This window comes from Rhodococcus sp. NPDC057529 (assembly GCF_042802055.1).
Lineage (GTDB): Bacteria > Actinomycetota > Actinomycetes > Mycobacteriales > Mycobacteriaceae > Rhodococcus_F.
In genome coordinates this window covers 47,758-68,954 of the sequence record NZ_JBHVEY010000016.1, presented here as the reverse complement: position 1 = coordinate 68,954, position 21,197 = coordinate 47,758, and the positions used below count along the sequence as shown (strand labels likewise).

Annotated in this window: 19 protein-coding genes; 16 read left to right on the top strand and 3 right to left on the bottom strand. The window is 63.3% G+C overall.

The window, feature by feature from the left end; genetic code table 11:
• Nucleotides 1-57 precede the first annotated feature (57 nt).
• From ACFU5V_RS28365 to ACFU5V_RS28345, 5 genes are read left to right on the top strand one after another with little or no spacing between them, the layout of a single operon-like run.
• Nucleotides 58-1,530 (top strand): aldehyde dehydrogenase family protein, encoded by a 1,473-nt coding sequence (locus ACFU5V_RS28365; protein ID WP_378703220.1) that lies wholly within the window; start codon nucleotides 58-60, stop codon nucleotides 1,528-1,530.
• On the top strand, nucleotides 1,527-2,291 hold the full coding sequence (locus tag ACFU5V_RS28360) for an SDR family NAD(P)-dependent oxidoreductase (RefSeq protein ID WP_378703219.1): 765 nt from the start codon (nucleotides 1,527-1,529) through the stop codon (nucleotides 2,289-2,291). Before ACFU5V_RS28365 ends, ACFU5V_RS28360 begins: the two co-directional genes overlap by 4 nt.
• A complete protein-coding gene (locus ACFU5V_RS28355; protein ID WP_378703218.1) occupies nucleotides 2,288-3,052 on the top strand; it encodes a crotonase/enoyl-CoA hydratase family protein in 765 nt (254 codons plus the stop codon). The genes ACFU5V_RS28360 and ACFU5V_RS28355 overlap by 4 nt, the downstream gene beginning before the upstream one ends.
• Entirely contained in the window at nucleotides 3,053-3,589 is a 537-nt protein-coding gene (locus ACFU5V_RS28350; protein WP_378703217.1) for a (2Fe-2S)-binding protein, read from the top strand.
• Nucleotides 3,586-4,413, top strand: a complete 828-nt coding sequence (locus ACFU5V_RS28345; protein ID WP_378703216.1) for an FAD binding domain-containing protein — start codon at nucleotides 3,586-3,588, stop codon at nucleotides 4,411-4,413. Before ACFU5V_RS28350 ends, ACFU5V_RS28345 begins: the two co-directional genes overlap by 4 nt.
• Before the next feature lie 101 nt (nucleotides 4,414-4,514).
• Here the strand turns inward: ACFU5V_RS28345 and ACFU5V_RS28340 are convergent, their stop codons facing one another.
• Nucleotides 4,515-5,963, bottom strand: coding sequence for an MFS transporter (locus tag ACFU5V_RS28340; protein ID WP_378703215.1), 1,449 nt, complete (start codon nucleotides 5,961-5,963; stop codon nucleotides 4,515-4,517).
• A gap of 71 nt (nucleotides 5,964-6,034) precedes the next feature.
• Between ACFU5V_RS28340 and ACFU5V_RS28335 the strand changes: the two genes are divergently transcribed.
• Nucleotides 6,035-6,847, top strand: a complete 813-nt coding sequence (locus ACFU5V_RS28335; protein ID WP_378703214.1) for an NAD(P)-dependent oxidoreductase — start codon at nucleotides 6,035-6,037, stop codon at nucleotides 6,845-6,847.
• 32 nt (nucleotides 6,848-6,879) lie between these two features.
• On the opposite strand, the gene ACFU5V_RS28330 is transcribed toward ACFU5V_RS28335, so the two are convergent.
• Complete coding sequence (locus ACFU5V_RS28330; protein WP_378703213.1) at nucleotides 6,880-7,671, bottom strand: SDR family NAD(P)-dependent oxidoreductase; 792 nt, start codon at nucleotides 7,669-7,671, stop codon at nucleotides 6,880-6,882.
• 110 nt (nucleotides 7,672-7,781) lie between these two features.
• Here ACFU5V_RS28330 and ACFU5V_RS28325 point away from each other — a divergent pair, with 110 nt between their 5' ends.
• From ACFU5V_RS28325 to ACFU5V_RS28300, 6 genes are all read left to right on the top strand, one after another.
• Nucleotides 7,782-8,834, top strand: coding sequence for a Rieske 2Fe-2S domain-containing protein (locus ACFU5V_RS28325; RefSeq protein WP_378703212.1), 1,053 nt, complete (start codon nucleotides 7,782-7,784; stop codon nucleotides 8,832-8,834).
• Nucleotides 8,835-9,028: 194 nt separating this feature from the next.
• Entirely contained in the window at nucleotides 9,029-9,658 is a 630-nt protein-coding gene (locus tag ACFU5V_RS28320; protein WP_378703211.1) for a TetR/AcrR family transcriptional regulator, read from the top strand.
• 479 nt (nucleotides 9,659-10,137) lie between these two features.
• A complete protein-coding gene (locus ACFU5V_RS28315; protein ID WP_378703210.1) occupies nucleotides 10,138-11,316 on the top strand; it encodes a thiolase family protein in 1,179 nt (392 codons plus the stop codon).
• Nucleotides 11,291-12,820: an aldehyde dehydrogenase family protein gene (locus ACFU5V_RS28310; RefSeq protein ID WP_378703209.1), complete on the top strand. Its 1,530-nt coding sequence runs from the start codon at nucleotides 11,291-11,293 to the stop codon at nucleotides 12,818-12,820. The genes ACFU5V_RS28315 and ACFU5V_RS28310 overlap by 26 nt, the downstream gene beginning before the upstream one ends.
• The gene (locus ACFU5V_RS28305) at nucleotides 12,813-13,790 is read left to right on the top strand and encodes a PDR/VanB family oxidoreductase (RefSeq protein WP_378703208.1); all 978 of its coding nucleotides are present in this window, start codon (nucleotides 12,813-12,815) and stop codon (nucleotides 13,788-13,790) included. Before ACFU5V_RS28310 ends, ACFU5V_RS28305 begins: the two co-directional genes overlap by 8 nt.
• Nucleotides 13,791-13,836: 46 nt before the next feature.
• Nucleotides 13,837-15,294 (top strand): aldehyde dehydrogenase family protein, encoded by a 1,458-nt coding sequence (locus ACFU5V_RS28300; RefSeq protein ID WP_378703207.1) that lies wholly within the window; start codon nucleotides 13,837-13,839, stop codon nucleotides 15,292-15,294.
• A gap of 519 nt (nucleotides 15,295-15,813) precedes the next feature.
• Here ACFU5V_RS28300 and ACFU5V_RS28295 read toward each other — a convergent pair.
• A complete protein-coding gene (locus ACFU5V_RS28295) occupies nucleotides 15,814-16,656 on the bottom strand; it encodes an MBL fold metallo-hydrolase (protein ID WP_378703206.1) in 843 nt (280 codons plus the stop codon).
• An 811-nt stretch (nucleotides 16,657-17,467) separates the two neighbouring features.
• Between ACFU5V_RS28295 and ACFU5V_RS28290 the strand changes: the two genes are divergently transcribed.
• The 4 genes from ACFU5V_RS28290 (at nucleotide 17,468) to ACFU5V_RS28275 (ending at nucleotide 21,188) form a co-directional block, all read left to right on the top strand.
• Nucleotides 17,468-18,316 carry an ABC transporter permease gene (locus ACFU5V_RS28290; RefSeq protein ID WP_378703205.1) on the top strand — a complete coding sequence of 283 codons (849 nt, stop codon included), beginning with the start codon at nucleotides 17,468-17,470 and terminating at the stop codon, nucleotides 18,314-18,316.
• Nucleotides 18,317-19,192 carry an ABC transporter permease gene (locus ACFU5V_RS28285; RefSeq protein ID WP_378703204.1) on the top strand — a complete coding sequence of 292 codons (876 nt, stop codon included), beginning with the start codon at nucleotides 18,317-18,319 and terminating at the stop codon, nucleotides 19,190-19,192.
• An 11-nt stretch (nucleotides 19,193-19,203) separates the two neighbouring features.
• A complete protein-coding gene (locus tag ACFU5V_RS28280) occupies nucleotides 19,204-20,043 on the top strand; it encodes an ABC transporter ATP-binding protein (RefSeq protein ID WP_378703203.1) in 840 nt (279 codons plus the stop codon).
• 92 nt (nucleotides 20,044-20,135) lie between these two features.
• Entirely contained in the window at nucleotides 20,136-21,188 is a 1,053-nt protein-coding gene (locus ACFU5V_RS28275) for an ABC transporter substrate-binding protein (RefSeq protein ID WP_378703202.1), read from the top strand.
• Nucleotides 21,189-21,197: the final 9 nt, after the last annotated feature.

Sequence of the window (21,197 nt, the reverse complement as noted above, 5' to 3'; positions counted from 1 at the left end):
TCCAACCCCCTTCCACATTCGGTAGCCCCAGAGCTGCCCTCACCAGATTGGTGACACATGAAACACTACAAGTGGGATCATCTGTTCATCGCAGGCCGGTGGCACCCATCCAGCACGGACTCGACGCTCGATGTCGTGAACCCGGCGACCGAGGAAGTTATCGGGCAGGTCCCGCTGGCCGACACCGCGGACGCCGACGCCGCAGTCACCGCGGCTCGCGCGGCCTTCGACGACGGCCCCTGGCCGAACATGACCTTTCGCGAACGCGCAGCGGTTCTCCTCCGGATGGGCGAGATCATGCGCAAGCGTCGCGACGAACTCGCGACGCTCGACCACCTCGAGGTTGGTCGCACGCACGCTGCGACGACAGCCTTCACCGATGTTCCCATCGAACGGTGGATGGACCTCATGGACCGCGTCGTCCCAGGGTTCCCGTTCATCGAGCCGATGCTGCCCAACCTGGTCGGCGCGACCGTCGGCCAAGGGGTCGTGCACCGGGAGCCCATCGGCGTCGTCACGGCCATCAGCCCGTTCAACGCCCCGTGGATGCTCAGTCTGTTCAAACTGGGGCCGGCACTCGTCGCAGGGTGTACGACCATCCTCATGCCGTCACCCCTCACACCGCTATCCGCCTTCGTGCTCGCAGAAATCGCACAGGAAGCCGGCCTGCCCGACGGGGTACTCAATGTGATCCCGGGATCGCCCGAAGTCGGCGAAATCCTGACAACACACCCGGCGGTCGACATGGTCAGCTTCACCGGTTCCGACGCCACGGGCCGTCGCATCCTCGCACAGGCCGCACCGACGATGAAGAAGGTCGTTCTCGAACTGGGTGGCAAGTCCGCCAACATCGTGCTCGACGACGCCGACCTCTCCCGCGTGGCGCCCGACGTCCTGCGAAACTTCACCGCCAACTGCGGCCAGGGCTGCGGCATGCTGACTCGCACCATCGTCCATCGGTCGATTCACGACGAATTGGTGGAACGAGTGACCGGGCTCCTGAAGAATGTGCGAATCGGAGATCCGACTGACTCTGAAACCACCCTCGGCCCCCTCATCAGTGGTGCCCAACGTGATCGGGTGGAAAGCATGATCGCCCGCGGAGTCGAGGAAGGAGCACGCATCGCCGCTGGCGGCGGACGTCCCGATGGAATCAAAACCGGATACTTCTTGGAGCCGACCCTCCTAGTCGATGTCAAGAACTCGATGAGTGTGGCCCAGGACGAGTTCTTCGGCCCGGTGATGACGGTCATTCCCTTCGACCACGACGACGAGGCCGTACGCATCGCTAACGACAGTCGCTATGGACTGGCCGGCGGCGTGTGGTCGCGGGATGTCTCACGGGCCTACTCCATTGCGCAGCGCATCCGGACCGGCTCGGTGGCAGTCAACGGTGGTGGAGGCCGAGTGACGCCCCACGGCCCATTCGGCGGATACAAGGCCAGCGGCCTGGGAAGAGAGTGGGGACGATGGGGACTCGAGGAGTACCTCCAGCACAAGACGATCACCTGGCCGGTGGCCGCCGGATGATTCTCGAGAACGCTTCCGCAATCGTCACCGGGGGTGCATCCGGCTTGGGTCTGGCGACTGCCCGCCAACTGGTCGGGCGAGGTGTATTCACCGTACTGGTCGACCTTCCAACCTCACCCGGAGCCGAGGTTGTCGCCGACCTCGGTGATCACTGCGCGTTCGCCCCTGCGGATGTCGCTGACCCCGAGGCGGTCGCCGCTGCCGTCAAGATGGCCTCCGATCAAGCACCCCTCCGTGCTCTCGTGCACTGCGCAGGCCGAGGCGGCACCGTGCGCGTCGTCGACCGTGCAGGCGAACCAGGTTCCCTCGACGACTACCGCGGACTCATCGAGACAAACCTCGTGGGGACCTTCAACGTGCTGCGCCTCGCAGCGGCAAACATGATCACGAACGAACCTGTCGAAGGAGAACGCGGCGTCTGCATCATGACCGCCTCCGTTGCCGCGTGGGAAGGTCAGATCGGCCAGACGCCCTACGCTTCGGCCAAGGCCGGTGTCGTCGGCATGACCTTGGTCGCCGCCCGCGATCTCGCATCCCGGCTCGTACGGGTCTGCACCATCGCGCCCGGCACATTCGACACCCCGATCCTCTCCCGCTTCTCCGACGAGGTGCGCGGACGCCTGGCCGCCGCGGTGCCCCATCCCGCGCGTCTTGGTCACCCTGAAGAATATGCGGCACTGGCGATGCACATCGTTGACAATGCGATGCTCAACGGTGAGACCATTCGACTCGACGGCGCGATCCGAATGCCGGCGCGATGAGCGACAAGGTGCTCACCCGCCGTCACGGCAGAGTGTTGTCGATCGTCATAAACCGGCCGCAAGTACGGAACGCCATCGACACGGAAACATCCGAGGGCATCGCCGCGGCCCTCATGCAGCTTGATGGCGACTCGACCCTCGCCGCGGGTGTCATCTCCGGCGCAGGAACTGGATTCTGCGCAGGAATGGACCTCAAGGCGTTCCTGGCGGGAGAACGCCCCGCAGTCGAAGGCCGCGGATTCGCGGGGATCGTTCAGAGCCCACCGGAGAAGCCACTCGTAGCTGCGATCGAAGGCCACGCTCTCGCAGGAGGCTTCGAGATCGCCCTGTGCTGCGACCTGCTGGTCGCATCCGAGAGCGCAGTCTTCGGTCTACCCGAGGTCCGTCGCGGCCTGATGGCGGGTGGCGGAGGGCTCCTTCGGCTTCCTCGCCGCGTGCCGCACAACATGGCCATGGAGTGGATCCTGACCGGCCGGCACGTCGGCGCAGCAGAAGCCGAGCGGTGGGGTCTGGTCAACCGACTGGTTCCCGACGGTACGGCTCTCGACGAGGCACTGAGGCTGGCGGAGACCATCGCGGAGAACGGACCGCTCGCTCTGCGCGGAAGTAAGCAAGTGGTGGAGCAGTCCGGCGACTGGTCCGCGTCCGAGGCCTTCACGCGGCAGCAGGAGATTTACGAGCCGGTGAGGTCGTCGGCGGACGCGCAAGAAGGTGCGCGCGCATTCAAGGAGAAGCGCTCGCCGCGTTGGACGGGTCAATAGATGACTACGGGCCCGGAGCAGCCGGGACACCTCACCGAGGCGGAACGACCGGCCAACAACGAACCCGGACTCGTTTGCGTCAGTCTCACGGTCAACGGGAGCCCCGTGGAGGTGTCCGCCGCGCCGACACGGCTGCTGTTGGAGGTCCTACGCGAGGACCTGGGATTGCAGGGGACCAAGTCGGGGTGTGAGACCACGACGTGCGGGGCCTGCACCGTCCTCGTGGACGGACGCTCAATGAAATCCTGCACCGTGCTGGCGATCCAGGTCCGCAGCAGCTCGATCACCACCATCGAGGGACTCGCCGACGGCGACCGGTTGCACCCTGTTCAGGAAAGCTTCCGAAGACACCACGGCTCACAGTGCGGCTTCTGCACTCCGGGCATGGTCATGGCATGCGTCAGCGCGTTGGCCGAAGACAGGATTCGAGACGAGAGGTCTGCTCGCCGCGCGCTCAAGGGGAACCTGTGCCGTTGCACCGGGTACCAGAACATCGTCTCGGCGGTACTGGACGTAGCGACCAAGGAGTCGGGATGATCGATCATCCATGCCCGGTGCACATGCCGACCACCGTGGTCGATGCTTTGACCATGTTGTTGTCGGAGCCGAGTTCGGCGCTGCTGGCCGGTGGCCAGAGCATTCTAGTGGCGATGAAAGCCGGCGATGCGCACCCAGGTTCGTTGATTGACCTCTCTGGTGTGTCAGAGCTGCGCGGCATGGAGGTCGTCGACGACGGCGACCTGCGGGAGATGCGCATTGGTCCGATGACACGGCACTTTGAGCTCGAGACCTTCGCCGCAGCACGCACGGAGATCCCGCTCCTCGCTCGCGCCGCCTCCGCGATCGCGGACCCCCAAGTCCGGCATATCGGTACCATCGGGGGCTCATTGATGAACGCGGATCCCGCGGCGGACTTGCCGGCGGCGCTGATCGCTCTACGAGCCCAGGTCGCCTACCTGGATTCCACCGGTGAGCACTTCGTCGACGTGGAGAAGTTCCTTCGAACCGCCGACGAGAACCGCGGCATGCGACTGATCACCCAGATCACAGTGCCGGTTCACCGTGACGAGCCGTGGGGATTCCAGAAGTTTCGTACCCGTGCCATGATGTGGGCGATCGTCGGCGTCAGCTACGTGGGTGGATCCCGACCGGGAATCGGACTGGCGGGGATGGGGCCCCGATCATGCAGGGCGGTTAGGGCAGAGGAAGCACTTCGTGCGGGTGCCTCAGTCAAAGCGGTTGCTGCACTGGCAGACAAGGGGACCACGCCACAGAGTGACCTCTTCGCGACGGAGGAGTACCGAAGGAATCTGGCTCGCGTGCTACTGGCACGCGCGCTCGCCGGCGATAGCACCTTCTGACCAAACCGAATCGCGGCCGATCCTTCTCGTCGACGTTCCGTCGGGTCGATGTTCCCCCAGCACTGTCCGCTCGGCGTCTGGTGGACAGTGCTGTCGTTTCGCTACCGAGATTCATCATCAGCATCGCCACCTGACGGCCGAATACGTCGCGGCAGAGAGCGGTCTGTGAAAGTCAAGATCATGAGCGCAACCCCGGCCGCAACCAGCGATGCGGCCATGATCCGTAACGACCCGGCATCGACACCTGACGAGAACGCCATTGCGGTCAATGCGCTCGACCCGATTGCCCCCAAATAGATAGACGTGCGGAACAGGCCTGCCGATGCGCCGATGTTATCCGCCGGTGCCTGCCGGTACAGAGCGCTCTGGTTACTTGGGCTCATGCATCCCAGCACGATCCCGAACCCGAGCGAGGTAAGGAAGATGAACGGCAGCGGGGTGCTGTCAGTGAGAAACGCCATTCCCGTGGACGTACCGACGACGGCGAGCCCCGTGAGGCGAAGGGCCAGGCGAACTGTGCCACGCCTGGACACGAACCATCCGAGAATGGCGGCGACCGCCGTCATCGGCAGCATCGCGAGTCCAGCAAGCCAAGCCGGGAATCCGCGGTCGTCCTGGAGCCATTGGGTGAAGCCAAACATCATCGTGTAGGTCGTGGCGTATGTGAGCGCTGTGCGCAGATAGGTACGGCTCAGGGGACCGTTGCGCGCGAGAGACCGGATGTCGATGAACGGCGATCGGGCTCGCAGTTCCCATACGAGGAGCGCGACCATGCCGAGGACGAACCCCACGAGCGCGACCACATTGACACTGCCGAGGGACTGAAGTGCGATAAGGAGTCCGGACATGGCCCCGCCGAACAGGAGGACGCCGAACGGATCGATCCGGCGGAACAGCTCACGGAGACTGCCTGCCCGACTGCGAGGATCTCGTGGAATCCACAGCAACGTCATCACGAGGCATAGCACGACGGGTATGAGGTTGAAGAGGAAGATTGATCGCCATCCCCATGCTGCGACAAGGACGCCTCCGAGTGGAAGCCCGGCGGCGGCGGTCACCTGGGCAGTCAGGGTCAATACGCCCAGAGCAGGTCGAGGGTCCAGTGTCGGCGCCTCGAGTTCTCGGCGCCGGATGATGAGTATCGCGTTGGGGTACGCAGCCGAGGTTCCAATTCCGATGAGAACCCGAGCCAGGACAAGGCACCACAAAGCGCTCGCCGTTGCACCCACGAGCGAACCGATTCCCACCAAGAAGGTTCCGAGGAGAAACACTCGGCGCGCGCCGAGCACGTCCCCGATGCGGCCGAGGGTCGGCTGTGCGACGGCACATGCGAGATAGAGGCTCGACACAAGGGAAGCGGTCTGTGTGGCGCTGACATCGAGGTCATTGCCGATCGGGATGAGCGCGGTAGCGATCATCGACGAGTTGATGGGGTTCAGAACCGAACCCAGGCCGAGCGGTGTCATAAAGCGCCAGCCCAGTGCGACGTTCTCCGCCGGCGTTGCGGGTTCACGGGTTCGCCCCGTCTCGGCAATACGTCCGGCAATCACAACAGCCTCCTGGTGGCACAATTGCTCATATACTGTGACTTAGTGTATACGAATCCGAAGGGTGGAAAGCGTTGAATATCAAGAGAATTTGCTTCATTGGTGCAGGTTCCATGGGTATGCCGATGGTCGTTCGGCTGGTGCAGGCGGGTTACGCGGTTCAGGCATTGGTGCGGTCGGAGGAAACTCGCGCGACCCTCGAACGTGCAGGTGCACTCACCTTCCGGGACGGCGCTGCTGCTGCCGAAGGAGCCGAATGTTGCGTCGTGTGTGTATTTTCGGCCGATCAGCTCCGCGAGGTCCTTCTCGGTGGCGGCGTATTGGACAGCCTCGCCTCGGGTGCTGTCGTCATCAACCACACCACGGTAGATATGGGCGCAATCGTCGATCTCGCCGATGAGGCCGCCGCCCGTGGACTTGATTTCGTCGATGCGCCCGTCAGTGGCACGCCGGTGATGATCGAGCAGGGGGAGCTAACCGTGCTGCTCGGTGGAGGAAAAGACGGTACCAACGCCGCGGCCGAGATCGTGTCTGCCTACGCGTCTCCTGTGGTGAAGACAGGGGCATCGGGTTCGGCGACGCAACTGAAGCTCATCAACAACGCACTCTTTGCGGCCCATTCCCAGCTTGCGGAAGAGGCAATGCGGATAGGGGAGTCGTTCGGCCACGACCGAGCCACGGTGATCAGGGTTCTGAACGCGTGCAGCGGCACGAGCGGCGCCTTGGCATACCTGGCGCGCAAGGACGCAGTCTCCTTTGAAGACACCGAACGCTACCTGCGTAAAGATGTTGCAGCACTCATGAAATCGGTCGAAACTGCGCGAAGTCTCGGTGTTCTCGGGAAGGCGATATCGCTCGGCCCGCTCGATTTGGGCGGGGCGAGCTAACCGCTTCGATTGTGACGGTGCGGCATCGACGATCAGACGTCGTCGATGCCGTCCATCTTCGGTCCGCCGTCGGCGTGAAGTACCTCACCGGTCAAATACGAGGCGTAGTCCGACACGAGAAACAGGACGATTCGTGCGATCTCCACCGGCTCGGCGACCCGTCGGAGCGGCATGCGCAATTCGTTCGCAGCCACGTCAAGCCTGCCGCGGTTCCATGATCGTTCAGCGCCTTCAGATCTCGTCATGCCCGGCGCCACACAGTTAACGCGGATGCCGCGCGGGCTCAGCTCTGCCGCAGACACCTTGGTGAGCATCTCCACGCCGCTCTTAGCTGCGCTGTACGCCGCGCCTCCAATGGTCCCGAAGGATGCGGATGACGACGAGATATTGACAATTGAGCCGCCACCGTCAGCCTCGAGATGGCGAATCGCGGCCTTCGTCATCGAGAAGACGCTGGTCAGGTTGAGCGCAATGATGCGGTCCCACTCCAGGATCTCAAGATCCTGCATAGGCTTGAGGTAGGTGCCGCCTGCGTTGTTGACCACGATATCTAGCCGCCCGTAGGAGGCAATTGCGTGATCGACGAGTGCTTCGACCTGACTGTGGTCGCGGACGTCGGTTGCCACGACCTGCGCTTTACGGCCGGTCTCGTTGGCGATCTGCTCGGCAGTTGCGGCAAGACGCTCCTCGCTGCGGGATGCGAGGACCACATCGGCGCCGCGGCGGGCGAGAAGTAGCGCGGTCTCCTGGCCGATGCCGGTCCCGCCACCGGTCACGATGGCCGTCTTCCCAGTCAAATCGGTTACAGCGGTCCGGATAGTCAAGGAAGTCTCCCAGGGCTCGTTGTCAAGTTCCTGTCATTAAAGCACGGTTTCCGGTACATTGTGACATGGTGGAGCCCTCTGCAAAACAATGCAAGGACAAGGAGTCGTCGATGACTGACGTGGAAATGATTCGGCAATATGGCACGGGCTGGTATCACGCCTTCTGGAGCGAAGAACTCGCGCCCGGAGCGGTAATGCCGCTCCGCTACTTCGGGCGGGACCTGGTCGCGTTCCGCGGCGAGGGTGGTCAGGCCCACCTTCTCGACGCCAACTGCCAGCACATGGGAGCGCATCTCGGATACGGGGGCGAGGTGGTGGGAGACAGCATCGTCTGCCCGTTCCACAACTGGGAATGGAGCGGGGAAAGTGGCGCGAACACGAAGATCCCGTATCTCGATCGCTGCATCAAGAAGAGCCTCGGTGTCTGGCGAACCACGGAACAGGACGGCATCGTCTACATGTGGTTCTCGCGTACCGGCTCCGAGGAGCCGACCTACACGCCGCCCCGCGTTGCCGAAGCCGAAGATCCCACCTTCTATCCCCTGTATCCCCACGGCGCCAACCGTGCGGAGGTGACCTTTCCGCCTCAATTCGCGTTCGAGAATGTGGCAGACATCAGCCATCTTCGTACCGTCCACAAGTGGTCCGACGTGCCTGCCCTCAATGGCGGGGGCGCGGATGGCGACATGTTCTTTACCGACTTCACGGGACACGTACCCACGCGAGATGGCGATGTCACGGTTCGAGTGGAGAACTATCAATGGGGATTGGGCGTTGTCTACAGCAGGCTGCACGGACTCCATCCGACGGCACAGATCAGCGCTATCACTCCGATCGACCACGATCGTTCGGTCTACTCGCTGTCAATCTGGGTCGGGCGCCTCGACGACACCGACGAGCCCAAGGGGCGTGCGAAGGCTGTCATCGATGAGCAGTGCAAACAAGCACTGAACGCCGGCGGCAACGACCGCATCATCTGGGACAACCAGATCTACATCGAGAACGCGCCCCTTGTCGGAGACGAGCGGAGGACGATCGGAGCATTCCGCGCGTGGGCACGTCGATTCCGGGAGGACAACGCGCCTCAGCCGCCGAAGGCAACGCCTGTCCCCGCTGATGTGCCGTTCCCCAAGCCGCCCACGACCTACGTCCCGAACCGATGACCGCCGCATCCGCTCGCGACGGATCCGCAGTGGTCGGAGAAGTTCCCGACACGTCGGACGCAGGAGGGGGCGGACTCGAGAAGCGCCGGAATGCGATAACGTCTACCCGTTCATCGTCAACGCGAGGGGGCCCGGGCGGCCCGCTCGTCGCGTCACAGGGGAGTCGAAGAGGTATGCCACGTCGCACTGAGATAGTGGCACCCGGTGATGCCACCCGTGCGCGACTCATCGACGGTGCTGCTGCATGCTTCTATCGGTATGGGGTCGGAAAGACCACGATCGACGAGATCGCAAAAGAGGTGCGGCTCTCGCGTCGCACTGTCTACCGGTACTTCGCCTCCAAAGAGGACATCTTCGCCGCAGTGATCTCCCGCGAGTTCGATGAGCTCAGCAAGGAAGGTCGGCTGATCTACGAGCAGTCGCCCTTCGGCGAAGGCGTTATCGAGGTTGCTCTCCTGATGAGCCGGCGCGTCGCGGAGAGTCCGGTGCTGTCGCGTCTGTTCGCGGTGGAGGAAGCCGGAGAAACCCTTGAGGCGTTATTCGGAGGTACCGAGTTCACTTCGTTGGTCGAGCGGTTCCTCGCTCCGCTGATCCGTCGCGCACAGCAACGTGGTGAACTGCGGAAGGACATCACCATCGCCGACGCGACGGAATGGGTGACGCACCTCGTGTTCTCTCTGCTCGGACCCAACCCGGTCATCAACCGGCACGACGATGAGCACGTCAAGTTCATGCTGCGTGTCTTCGCGCTGCCCGGTCTCACCGTAAGCCCGGTCGAAGCCCCTCCCACCGCAGCGCGTCGTACCGCTCGGGCCAAGAGTTGAGTTTGCCCATCTCTCCACCGGGGTTCCCCTCGACGCGCGGTGGACGGCGGGCCTTCGCCGTATGTCGGTGGGCGTGACGCGCCTCCCGACCTCGCTGGCTGCGTAGAGGTCAGCTGAACACCCCGAACCGTGCGGGATGACAACGGGCTGCGTCATCGATCGTCGTGGGCGATGACTTCTATCCGCAACGTTGCCGCCAAGGCCAGCGCGTTCGGTATTCACATCCGCCATGCGGACTCTGCGACCCGGAGGATGCACCGCGCCGGAGTGGCCCGCTGGACAGGAACCTCGCATCCGTACTGGTCGCGGCGGGCGCGATGGACCAGTCGAGTCCGGCACTCATCCACCTCGACTGTTTGCCCGTCTGTCGCGGCGGACGGAGCGTGCCGGAAGCGGCTTACAGGCCGTAGACAGTGACATGATGGCACAGTTCGTGTATCAATGTGACTTATCGGCAGGTGTTGGAAGGAAAGGTCTCAATGGCGAACGCGGTACTCATTGACGCGGTCAGATCCCCGATCGGGAAGGGTAAGAAGTCGGGTGCACTGCATCCGGTTCACCCGGTCGACCTCCTCGGCCAAGTTCTGTCCGCGCTCATCACACGCACGGGCGTTGACCCGAACCTGGTCGAGGACGTCGTGACGGGCTGTGTGTCACAGGTCTCGGAGCAGTCGGCCACGCCCGGGCGGTGGGCATGGTTGTCGGCCGGACTGCCCGAGCGCGTTCCCTCCGTCACGATCGACCGGCGCTGCGGATCGAGCCTCCAATCGGTCCAGTTCGCCGCCCAGGCAATCATGAGCGGCGCGCAGGACGTGGTGGTAGCCGCAGGCGTGGAGTCCATGAGCCGGGTGCCAATGGGCTCCAACCGTCAGGGCGCCGATGCGTTCGGCGCCGCGTCCCAGCGGTATTTCCCAGGCCTGGTGTCACAGGGCATCTCAGCCGAGTTGGTGGCTGCGCGGTGGGGGATCACCCGAGATCAAATGGACGCCTACTCGCTGACCTCCCATAAGCGCGCTGCGTACGCTCGCGAGAGTGGTCTTTTCGACCGTGAAATCGTGCCGGTCAACGACGGCGAAGGCGTCAGACTTCTGGCCGCGGACGAGACCATCCGCGAGTCGACTACGGGCGAGGCGCTCAGCGCACTGAAACCCGCCTTCACCGACACCCAACAGGCCACCCGTTTCCCCGAGATCTCCTGGTCCGTGACGGCCGGAAACTCTTCTCAACTCGCCGACGGCGCGGCCGCAGTTCTGGTGACCAGCGAAAGCTTTGCGCAGCGCAACGGACTTACCCCTATCGCCCGCTTCGTCGACGGCGTCGTCACCGCCGAAGACCCCATCCAGATGCTCACCGCACCCATCGAGGCCACCACACGCCTCCTGGCCCGTACCGGCCGGAGACTGGACGACATCGATCACTACGAGGTGAACGAGGCGTTCGCCAGCGTTCCGCTCGCATGGTCGCAGAGCCTGTCCGTAGACCCCGAGCGGCTCAATCCGCGAGGTGGCGCGATCGCGCTCGGACATCCCACCGGAGCATCGGGCGCGCGTCTCATCGCGACCGCTGCGCACGCCGTCGCCGGTGGCGGACGGACCGCCCTTGTCACGATGTGCGAAGCCGGCGGAATGGCCAATGCCCTTCTACTGGAAGGTCTCTGAAGAATTGACGGCCTTCAAAAAAGAGCTCGCCAAACACACACGAACGGAACGAATCATGAACGCCTACCGGATGTACATCGACGGGGAATGGGTCCAGGCTCATTCCGGCCGTACCTTCGACAGCATCGACCCGTGGACCCAGAAGCCCTTCGCAGTCGTACCGGAAGGGGATGAGAGTGACGTCGACCGCGCGGTCGCGGCCGCGTTGACTGCCTTTCGGGAATCCGGGTGGACCGAAAGCCCCTACGAGCGCGCGCGGATCCTCCGCGCGTTCGCGGACCTGATCGACCGAGATGCAGAACGCCTCGCGCACATCGAATCGCAGGACAACGGCAAAATCATCCGTGAAGAGCTCGGGATGTACGGGTCCGTCAGCGGCTACTTCCGATTTGCCGCAAGTGTCGCGGAGACGCGCACCGACGCCGTTCCCGTCGGGAGTGATTCGAGGATTCTCTCCATCACGAGACGAGTCCCGTTCGGAGTGGTCGGCATTCAGTCGCCGTGGAACACCCCCGGTGTCATTCTTGCCCAGTCGGCTGCGTCGGCCCTAGCTGCGGGCAACACACTTGTTATCAAGCCCTCGGAGATCGCACCCGTCTCTACACTGGTCATCGCGGAGCTTGCACACGAGGCCGGCATCCCTCCCGGTGTCTTCAACGTCGTCACCGGTTTCGGGGACCCGGTAGGGGCGCGCCTGTGCTCGCACCCGGACGTGTCAAAGTTGGTGTTCACCGGCAGCCCCGAAGGAGGTCGAAGGGTTGCCCGACAGGCAGCCGAGCGACTGGTCCCGGTAGTGATGGAGTTGGGCGGCAAATCGGCCAACGTGGTATTCGCCGACGCCGATGTCGAGGAGGCCGCGCTTGCGGTGGCCCGGGGCTTCACCGCCGCCGCAGGACAGAGCTGCATGTGTGGCGGGCGCGCGATCATCGAGGACTCCATCCACGACGAAGTGATGGAGAAAGTCGTCGCCTACCTCGATCAACTGGTGATAGGCAACCCGGCGGAAGCCGCAACTGATCTCGGTCCCACCGCGACGCCGACCCAGCTCGACCGCATCCGTCAGTACGTCGAACTGGCAGGTGAGGAGGGGGCACATCTGCTCTACGGCGGGGAGGTGCTGACCGAAGTGCACCCGCAGCTGATTCGGCCGGCGGTGTTCACCGACGTCACGCCGACAATGCGGATCTTCCAAGAGGAGGTCTTCGGGCCAGTTCTGGCGGTGTCGCGCTTCAAAACGGAGTCGGAAGCCGTGGACCTGGCCAACGGCACGCAGTTCGGGCTCTCCCTCGCGGTGTGGTCGAAGAATCTCGATAGGGCGCACCGTGTAAGTAATGCGATGCGAGCAGGCGTCGTCTGGGTCAATCAGTACCGACGGGGCGACCCGGCATTCGCCATGGGTGGTATTGGCGAGAGCGGGTATGGGCGCCTCGGCGGCATCGAAGGATACGAAGAGATGACGTACCCCAAGAGCATCCAGATAAGTATCGATCACTCCCATGACTGACGCGACCACTACGTTGCAGGCACCGGCAGTTGTCGAGACTGAACTGACGCTGGTCGTATCCGGTCACCGGATCATTGCAGAAGGGGTGGCCGAGGTCGAGTTCGAGGCGGCCGACGGAGGTAACCTCCCGCCGTGGAAGCCCGGCGCTCACGTCGAGTTCGAGCTTGCGGACGGACTCGTGCGGCATTACTCGCTGTGTGGTGATCTGTCCCTGGACCGGTGGCGAGTTGCTGTGCTCCGTGCAGAGGACGGTCGCGGTGGCTCCGATGCAATGCACCGTCTCGAAGTCGGCACGGAACTACTCGGACGCGGTCCACGTCACCGGTTCGAGCTGGAGCAGGCCGACCGTTATGAGTTCATCGCGGGTGGTATCGGCATCACCCCGCTGATACCGATGATTGACGAGGTCGACCGTCGTGGTGTTCCGTGGCGGCTCGCCTATGGTGGTCGGAGCCGAGCCTCGATGGCCTACTCGGACGAGTTGTCCCGCCGGTACGGCGACCGTGTCACGCTCATACCGCAGGACAAGGCGGGCGTCCTCGATCTGGACAGAATTCTGGCATCCCTCGCCGCCGGCGCCGCCGTGTACGCCTGCGGTCCAGAAGGGCTTTTGACTGCTCTCGAGCAGCGAGCAGACGGCGCGGCCTGGTCCCTGCATCTGGAGCGGTTCGTTGCGGGCCAGCAGGAAGGTAGCGGGCAGAACGAGGCGATCGAAGTCGAACTGGTCGACACTGGCCGCACGGTTACTGTCGCCGCCGACGAGACCATCCTCGACGCCATGGACCGCGAAGGGGTCTTCGTGCTCTCGTCCTGCAGGGAAGGCATTTGCGGCACGTGCGAGACACGTGTGCTAGCCGGTGAACCCGACCATCGTGACTCCTACCTGACCGCCAAAGAACGTGACGAGGGCGACGTGATGATGATCTGCGTATCACGCAGCAGAACAACAAAACTCACTCTTGAACTGTAAACATCTGATCCATCCTTTCCTCAACGTTCGCACATAGGGAGCTTCCGTGACTACCACGACGGACCAGGACCTGACCCTTGCGGTCGACAAGCGAGAGCTGCTTTTCATCAACGGAGCGTGGGTCGAACCGCGCTCGCGGCATCCGATGGTTCCGGTGATGAATGCCGGGGACGGTGAGGTCCTAGCGTCGGTCGTTCAGGCAGACACAGAGGACGTCGACGTGGCTGTGCACGCCGCGCAGGCCGCAACAGACCAGTGGTCCCGGTCCTCGGTCGAGGAGCGCGCCGCGCTGCTCGACCGGCTCGCCGACGAACTGGAGGTAAGGAGCGGTGTCATCGCGCGCACGGCGGCACTGGAAGTCGGGACGCCGCTGCGCACGTCCACCGTGCTGCAGGTGGGCCTGCCGGTCTCTGTGCTGCGAGGCTTCTCGCAATCGGTGAAGGACGTCGCGTTCAGCGAAGCGATCGGGCATTCCGTCGTCAACCGCCACGCTATCGGCGTCGTCGGCGCCATCACGCCGTGGAACTATCCACTGCATCAGATCGTCGCAAAAGTTGGGGCGGCAATCGCGGCCGGTTGTGGGATTGTCCTCAAGCCCAGCAACATTGCCCCGATGAGCGCCTTCTACCTGGCTGAGGCCGCCATTGCAGCAGGTATGCCGAACGGGCTCCTCAATGTCCTACCCGGTGCGGGTCGGACCGTGGGCGAGGCAATCGCTGGCCACCGAGGTATCGAAGCGGTGTCCTTCACCGGATCCACTTCCGCTGGCGCGCGTGTCGCGGCGGTCGCAGCAGCGAACATCACCAAGGTCTCACTGGAACTCGGGGGGAAATCGGCGAGCATCATCGCCGAGGATGCGGACCTGTCCACCGCGGTGCGTTCGTCGGTGCGGCACGGACTGATGAACTCCGGACAAACCTGCACTGCGTGGACCCGTCTGGTGGTACCACGCAGCAAACTCGGCGAGGTCGAGGAACTGGTCACTACCGAGATCGCACGCATGCCGGTCGGGCATCCGCTGGCGGACGGTACCCGTCTCGGTCCGCTGGCATCTGCCGAGCAGAAAGCGTCAGTCGAGGCTTATGTTCGTGCAGGCAAAGCGGACGGGTTGCGGTTGCTGGCGACGGGGACCGTGGACGACGGTGGTCACCCCGGTGGCTATTACGTTGCGCCCGTGGTCTTCACCGACGTCGATCCTGCAGCGCGCCTCGCACAGGAGGAGATTTTCGGCCCCGTTCTGACGATCATCCCGCACGACGGGCTCGATCATGCGGTGGCGATCGCCAACGACTCCGAGTTCGGGCTTGCCGGCGCGATCTGGTCGCAGGACGAGGACAAGGCCCTGACGTACGCACAACAGATGCGGACCGGCCAGGTCGACGTCAACGGGGCACGGTTCAATGCCCTAGCACCCTTTGGCGGTTTCCGACGCTCCGGTATCGGACGTGAACTGGGGCGTCACGGCATTGAGGAGTTTCTGGAGATCAGCGCTGTCCAGCGCTGATCTCGTGTAGTCCCAGTCCGGGTAGCACACCTCGGTGCTCACGCTCGGCGACGTTGCTCGGCCGTGCCGGGGAGAGATACTGACATCACGAGATAGACACGGAGGATCCGTTATGGCGGTGACAGAATATGTGTTCGACTGGCGCAGTGAGGCACGGCACGACGGCTGGCATCTATCGGACGACGGTGTCTGGCGAAACCCCGACACCGGGCAGGAGCGAGACAACAGATCCTTCGTTTACCTCGGCAGTGACTGCTGGATGGAAGCATGGCCGTTTGGGGAGGGGCCAGGAGAGCTGACACAGGCCCCTGGATGACGCAAAGCCAGGCCGTGACAGTGCACGGAGCAGTTGTTGGGCACGTGAGCCGCACCACCCTCCGGGGCAGGTTCGGCTCACTAGCCCCACAACAAGATCACCGTGTTGCACGGCCGCTCGACATATCCACTCCCTGCATCGCAGAATCCGCTCGGCGCAAGGGCCAGCGGATTCTGCGGAGAATGGTTCTACCTTCCGGCGTGCTAGTCGTGAATGTAGTGCAGCGCGTGGGTGTGTAACGCATCTCCATCGGCCAGGCGGCCAAACACCTTGTTCGGAAAGTGCCCACCGGCGAAGTAGGTGTCCGGCTCATGAAGTAGTTTCTCGATCATCGCCCGGCTCGCAGTCGCTTGCTCGGCATCGTGGTCGAACACGAAAGCCATACCGCGGTGCTGGAGTTCGACAGGGCAGTGCAGAGCATCGCCCAACACCAGGACGCGCCCTTCGTCGGAATGGGCGAGGACCGAGACGTGGCCGAAGGTATGTCCGGGCGTGGGTATCACGCGGATACCGGGAAAGATGTCCGCCTCGCCGTCAGTCGTCGTGAGCGCCCGGCGAATCAGATTGATCTGCTCGTCGGATGCCCCCTTGGCTCGCTCGAGGGGGTCCGTCTCGCCCACCCAGTACGCGAGTTCGCGGGTATCCATGAAATAGCGAGCGTTGGGGAACGTCGGCGACTTGGCGTCCGACGGGGAGGGGATCCACCCGACATGGTCGAGGTGAAGGTGGCTCAGGACGATTCCATCAATGTCTTCCGGGGTGAGTCCCACCGTGGCGAGGCTTTCCAGCATCTCTCCACCGATGAGGTCGCCCCGGAAGGCCCCTGCAGTGATGGCGCCGATATCGACCCGTCCAGGGCCGAAGCCGGCATCGACGAGGACGTTATGTTCCGGAGTCTGGATCAGGAAGCTGCCCACACTCATGACGAGCAGCCCCTCGTCGTCGAACACCTCGGGATGTTCCTGCCAGGTACCAGCCTCGGTGTCGGGATACTGCGTGTGCGCTTCGACATGGTGGATCCCGTCGGGGAGGAACGTGACTTTCACCTCCCCCACTGAGAGGGACGACAACGGAGCAGTAGTGACCACCTGAGGTTCTGCAGTGGAGTGTGTTGTCATCGGTGTTTGGTCCTTTCCTCGGAAGTGTGCTGGGGCTGGATTCGCGACAGAGGGTCGTCAGCCCGAACGGAAATGACACTATCTGTGAATTATGTGACAGTCCAGAAGTCGAGCGGTTCCGGTCACGCGCAAAAGGAAGCCCGCCTCTCCGGTCCCCGGGGCATCGGGCGGTGTCGGCAGTTAACGGCCAGGTCCTGCTCGTTCGTCCAAGTCGTGGCCAACAGTGCATAACGGCACACGCAGTGTAATTTGTGCAAAGTGTTGCGCGCGTCGAGGGGCGACTCATAGGTACCTGAGGTGGGATCCCTCCCGTCGGCGGTGGATCGCCCCCGCGGAAGCAAGTCACGCTCCACTGCGGGCCGTAGCGCCGCCTCGGCGATTGCAGATGGGGTCTGCGAGCGCTTGCCCTGCTCTGCCTAGTACCGCCACTCGCTGCTTGTTCTCGCCGGGCCCGACCTCACCTTCATCTTGCCGTCTTCACTGACCGAATGCGCGGCCTTATTTGTTAGGCCCCCTATGCAGTTTCAGCGAAGGAGCTGGTGGGGAAGATGGAGCAGGCATGTCCCGTCGGCGGGCATCCGCACGTCTGGTGCACGGCAGAAGTCGGGGGTGTGGCGATTCATCCCTCCCTCTTGACGTGATCCACCTCTCACTGCATGATGTCTCACATGATGTTACTTCGTGACATTGGTCATGCGTTGCGACGCGCGTCCCTGTTCTTTTCGTCGGAGTTGGTGCAATGAGCGTGACAACAGAGAAGGAAGTGTCCGAGGTCTCGACGTCCGACCCATGGGCCGAGCCGGCGTCGGCGGACCGTACCCGGCGGATCTCCCGCCGGGCAGTCGTCGTCTGGATGACGCGGATTGGAGTACTGGCCGCTCTGATCGCGGGTTGGCAGCTATTCGGAACCAGTAGCCCGGCACGAGAGCTCGTATTCTCAACCCCCGGTGCCGTAGTCGAGTCGTTCTGGGTTGCCTTCAGTGAAGGCGAGTGGGGAAGCGCACTTTTCATCACACTTCAAGAAGCCGTGCTGGGGTTTCTCCTCGGTGTTACAGCAGCCGTCGTGTTGGTTGCAATCATCGTTCCCGTGCCCCTTCTCGCCCGCTTCGTGGCGCCTTTCGTCGCGGCCGCGAACGCATTGCCGATCGTCGTCCTTGCCCCGATGTTTATCGTGTGGTTCGGTATCAGCCTGCAGTCGAAGGTGTACTTCGTTTCGATGGCGATCTTCTTCATCATCTTCCACGGCCTGTACGCCGGCCTGGGAGCGATCGATAAGTCACTCGTGGATAACGCGCGGCTGCTCGGCGCACGCCGATTCGCGCTTGTGAAGGAAGTCTATGCTCCCGCGGTTCTGACCTGGGTGATCGCGGGACTCCGACTCAGTAGCGCCTGGGCGCTCCTCGCCGCTGTCGTCGCAGAGTACCTCGGCGCCAACCAAGGAATCGGCTACGAAATCGCGTCGGCACAGCAGCAGCTCCGCACCGACGACGTGGTCGCTGGATTGCTCCTCGTGGCCGTCATTGCAGTGATCCTCGACCGCGCACTCGTACGGTTTGAGGCCCATGTATCCCGATGGAGGGTGTTCTGAGTGACCACCGCAAACAAGACCGACAGCACACTGCCGCTATCCTCGGGGCCCAACGACAGCGGCGAAGCCTTCACCGAGAGCAGTAGTGCGGAACTTTCCCGGCACCGAAGCCGCCGCCTGCTGGGCCGCCTGCTGATGACTGCAGCGCAAATCGGTACTGTCCTCGCGGCCGTGATGCTCTGGCAGCTACTGGCCCAACAGGGCATGATCGATCGAACGGTGGTCGGAGAACCGAGCCTAATCGCCCACGAGCTGCGCATCTGGTGGGACTCCGGCGAGTTGGTGACCGACCTTCAGGCAACGCTGGTCGTATTGATCACGGGCTATCTCATCGGCCTGGTCGCAGGAGCACTCCTTGGCGCAGCACTCGGCCTGAATGCATTCTTTCGGGACGTTGCCGAACCCTTCATCATCTTCTTCAACGGGATGCCGCGCCTACTGCTCTACCCTCTGCTCATTGTGGTCATCGGATTCGGGACCACATCGAAGCTGCTGATGGTCATCCTGGCCGTCGTCGTGCTGGTCGCAGTCACGATCGCCACCGGTTTCCGCGAGATCCCCGACGAACTGACGCAGAACATGCGCCTGATGGGAGCCAGTGGCCTCGATCTCGGCCGGCAGGTATACCTCCCGTCACTGACCTTGTGGATCCTGAGCACCACCCGCACGACAATCGGATATGCGTTCTCAGCCGCCATCGTGGCCGAATTCGTCGGCGCCACGTCCGGCATCGGGTACAGAGTCGTCATGGGCCAGGCATCGCTGAACGTCAATTCCATCTGGGCTGCGATCGTCGTCGTCGTGCTCGTCGCCCTCCTCATCTTCACCATCGTCGGATCAATCGAGCGGCGCGCAACCAAATGGCTGCCGGAATAGGGAGTGTCAACATGACCACATCGACTACCGTTGCCAGCCAGGCTGAAGATACGGATGCCCCCGCCCTCGACCTCCGCGGTATCGACCGCCGATTCGACACCGCCCGTGGAGTGTTCACTGCGTTGCGAGGTGTAGACATCACCGCGCAGCGAGGTGAATTCGTCTCCGTCGTCGGCCCATCGGGCTGTGGAAAGTCCACGCTGCTCGCGCTCATCGCCGGTCTGGCGAAGCCACAGTCCGGCTCGGTGTCGGTGCTCGGACAGCAGGTTTCCGGAGTTCGGAAAGACGTAGGCCTCATCTTCCAGAAGGATGCTCTGCTTCCCTGGCGAACGGCCCTGCAGAACGTCATGCTTCCCCTCCGGTTCCGTGGCGTTCCTCGCAAGGAAGCTGAGGAGCGGGCAACGGCATGGCTCGAGCGGGTCGGACTCGGGGCCTTCGCGTCCTCCTACCCGCACCAGCTGTCCGGTGGCATGCGCAAGCGAGTGGCCATCGCGGCGACCCTGGTGTACGAGCCCGCGGTCCTCCTGCTCGACGAGCCTTTCAGCGCGCTCGACGTCCAGTCCCGCAACCTGATGGAAAACGACCTTCTCGACCTGTGGTCGGTCAACCGCCCCACGGTGCTCTTCATCACCCATGATCTCGAGGAGGCCGTCGGCCTGTCCGATCGAGTACTTGTTATGTCAGCGGGGCCGGGAAAGGTGATAGGCGACTACGCGATCCCTCTTGAACGTCCACGGGACCTCCTCGAGATCCGCTTCGATCCGGCTTTCGTCGACCTCCACCACGAGATCTGGGAGCAGCTGCGCGGTGAAGTGCAGCGAAGCCGCGCTGCGATGCCCGCCCCTGCCTAACTCTTCGAAACTTTGTGTCCGTCGCCACTTGCCCCCCCGCATCGGAGCACGTTGCCGCGTCGCGCAGCGGCCCACCTCAGAAAGGTTCCATCATGTCCATCCGAAGGACACGTACCAAGTCCGCGAGCCTGTTGCTCCTGGCATTGGGCGGAATTCTCGCCGCCACCCTCACCGCTTGCAGCTCTGGCGGCGACTCGGCTGCGGGGGCCGTCAAGGTCGCCCTCCCTGGGGGGCCCAACGTATCCCTCACCCCTTATCTGGCCGCCGACGGGTCCGGCGCCTTCGCCAAGCAGGGCGTCGATGTGGAGACCCAAGAGTTCGCGACAGGCGTAGATGCCCTGGCCGCCTTGTCGGGTGGCTCCGTTGACATCGCCGCGGTCGGCGGACTCGACATGATCAGGGCCGGAGCGCAAAACGCAGACCTCGTCAGTATCTTCGTACCGCTTCCGTCCAGCGGCAGTGCCGTCATCGCGGCAAAGGGTCTCGAAGCTGAGCACGGGACCGACATCGCGAGTTTCGCGGACTCGCGTTGGGGTTACGCACGAGAGGGCACCAGCAGCACCTTCTACCTTCAGACCGTTGCCGAGAAGTCCGGTGTCAACTGGAACCAGACCGAGCGTGCTGCTCTCGGTTCGCAGGCGGCGATACTTGCCGCACTGCAGGCCGATCGCATCGACCTGGTGACGATGGACGCAACCACCGCAGCAAAGGCCGTCGACAGCGGGGTCGGCTACGTCGTACTCAACATGAGCGACCCGGCTGTCACGAAAGACTACTGGGGCCCCCAGCTCGGTTCCTCTTTCGCAACCACCCAGAAGTTCATCGACGAGCATCCTGATCGGGTCCAAGGCTTCGTCACCGGTATGATTCAGGCGTTGAAAGACATCCAGGCCAGTGGCAGTGACGCCCAGACGGTCTACGATATGTTCACCCCTGACGTGCAGAAACTGTTCGGGGACAGCTGGAGTGGGCAGTGGGCCATAGCAAATGCACCGTTCAAGAACGCTGACGGCCTCCTGACCGATGAGCTGCTCAACAACACGGTGGACTGGGCCAAGTCTGTCGGCGCACTGCCCGCCGACCTAACGCTCCCTCCAAGTGAGAGGTTCATCAACAATTCGTTCGTGGAGAACGCGAGTAGCTAGCGCACCGAA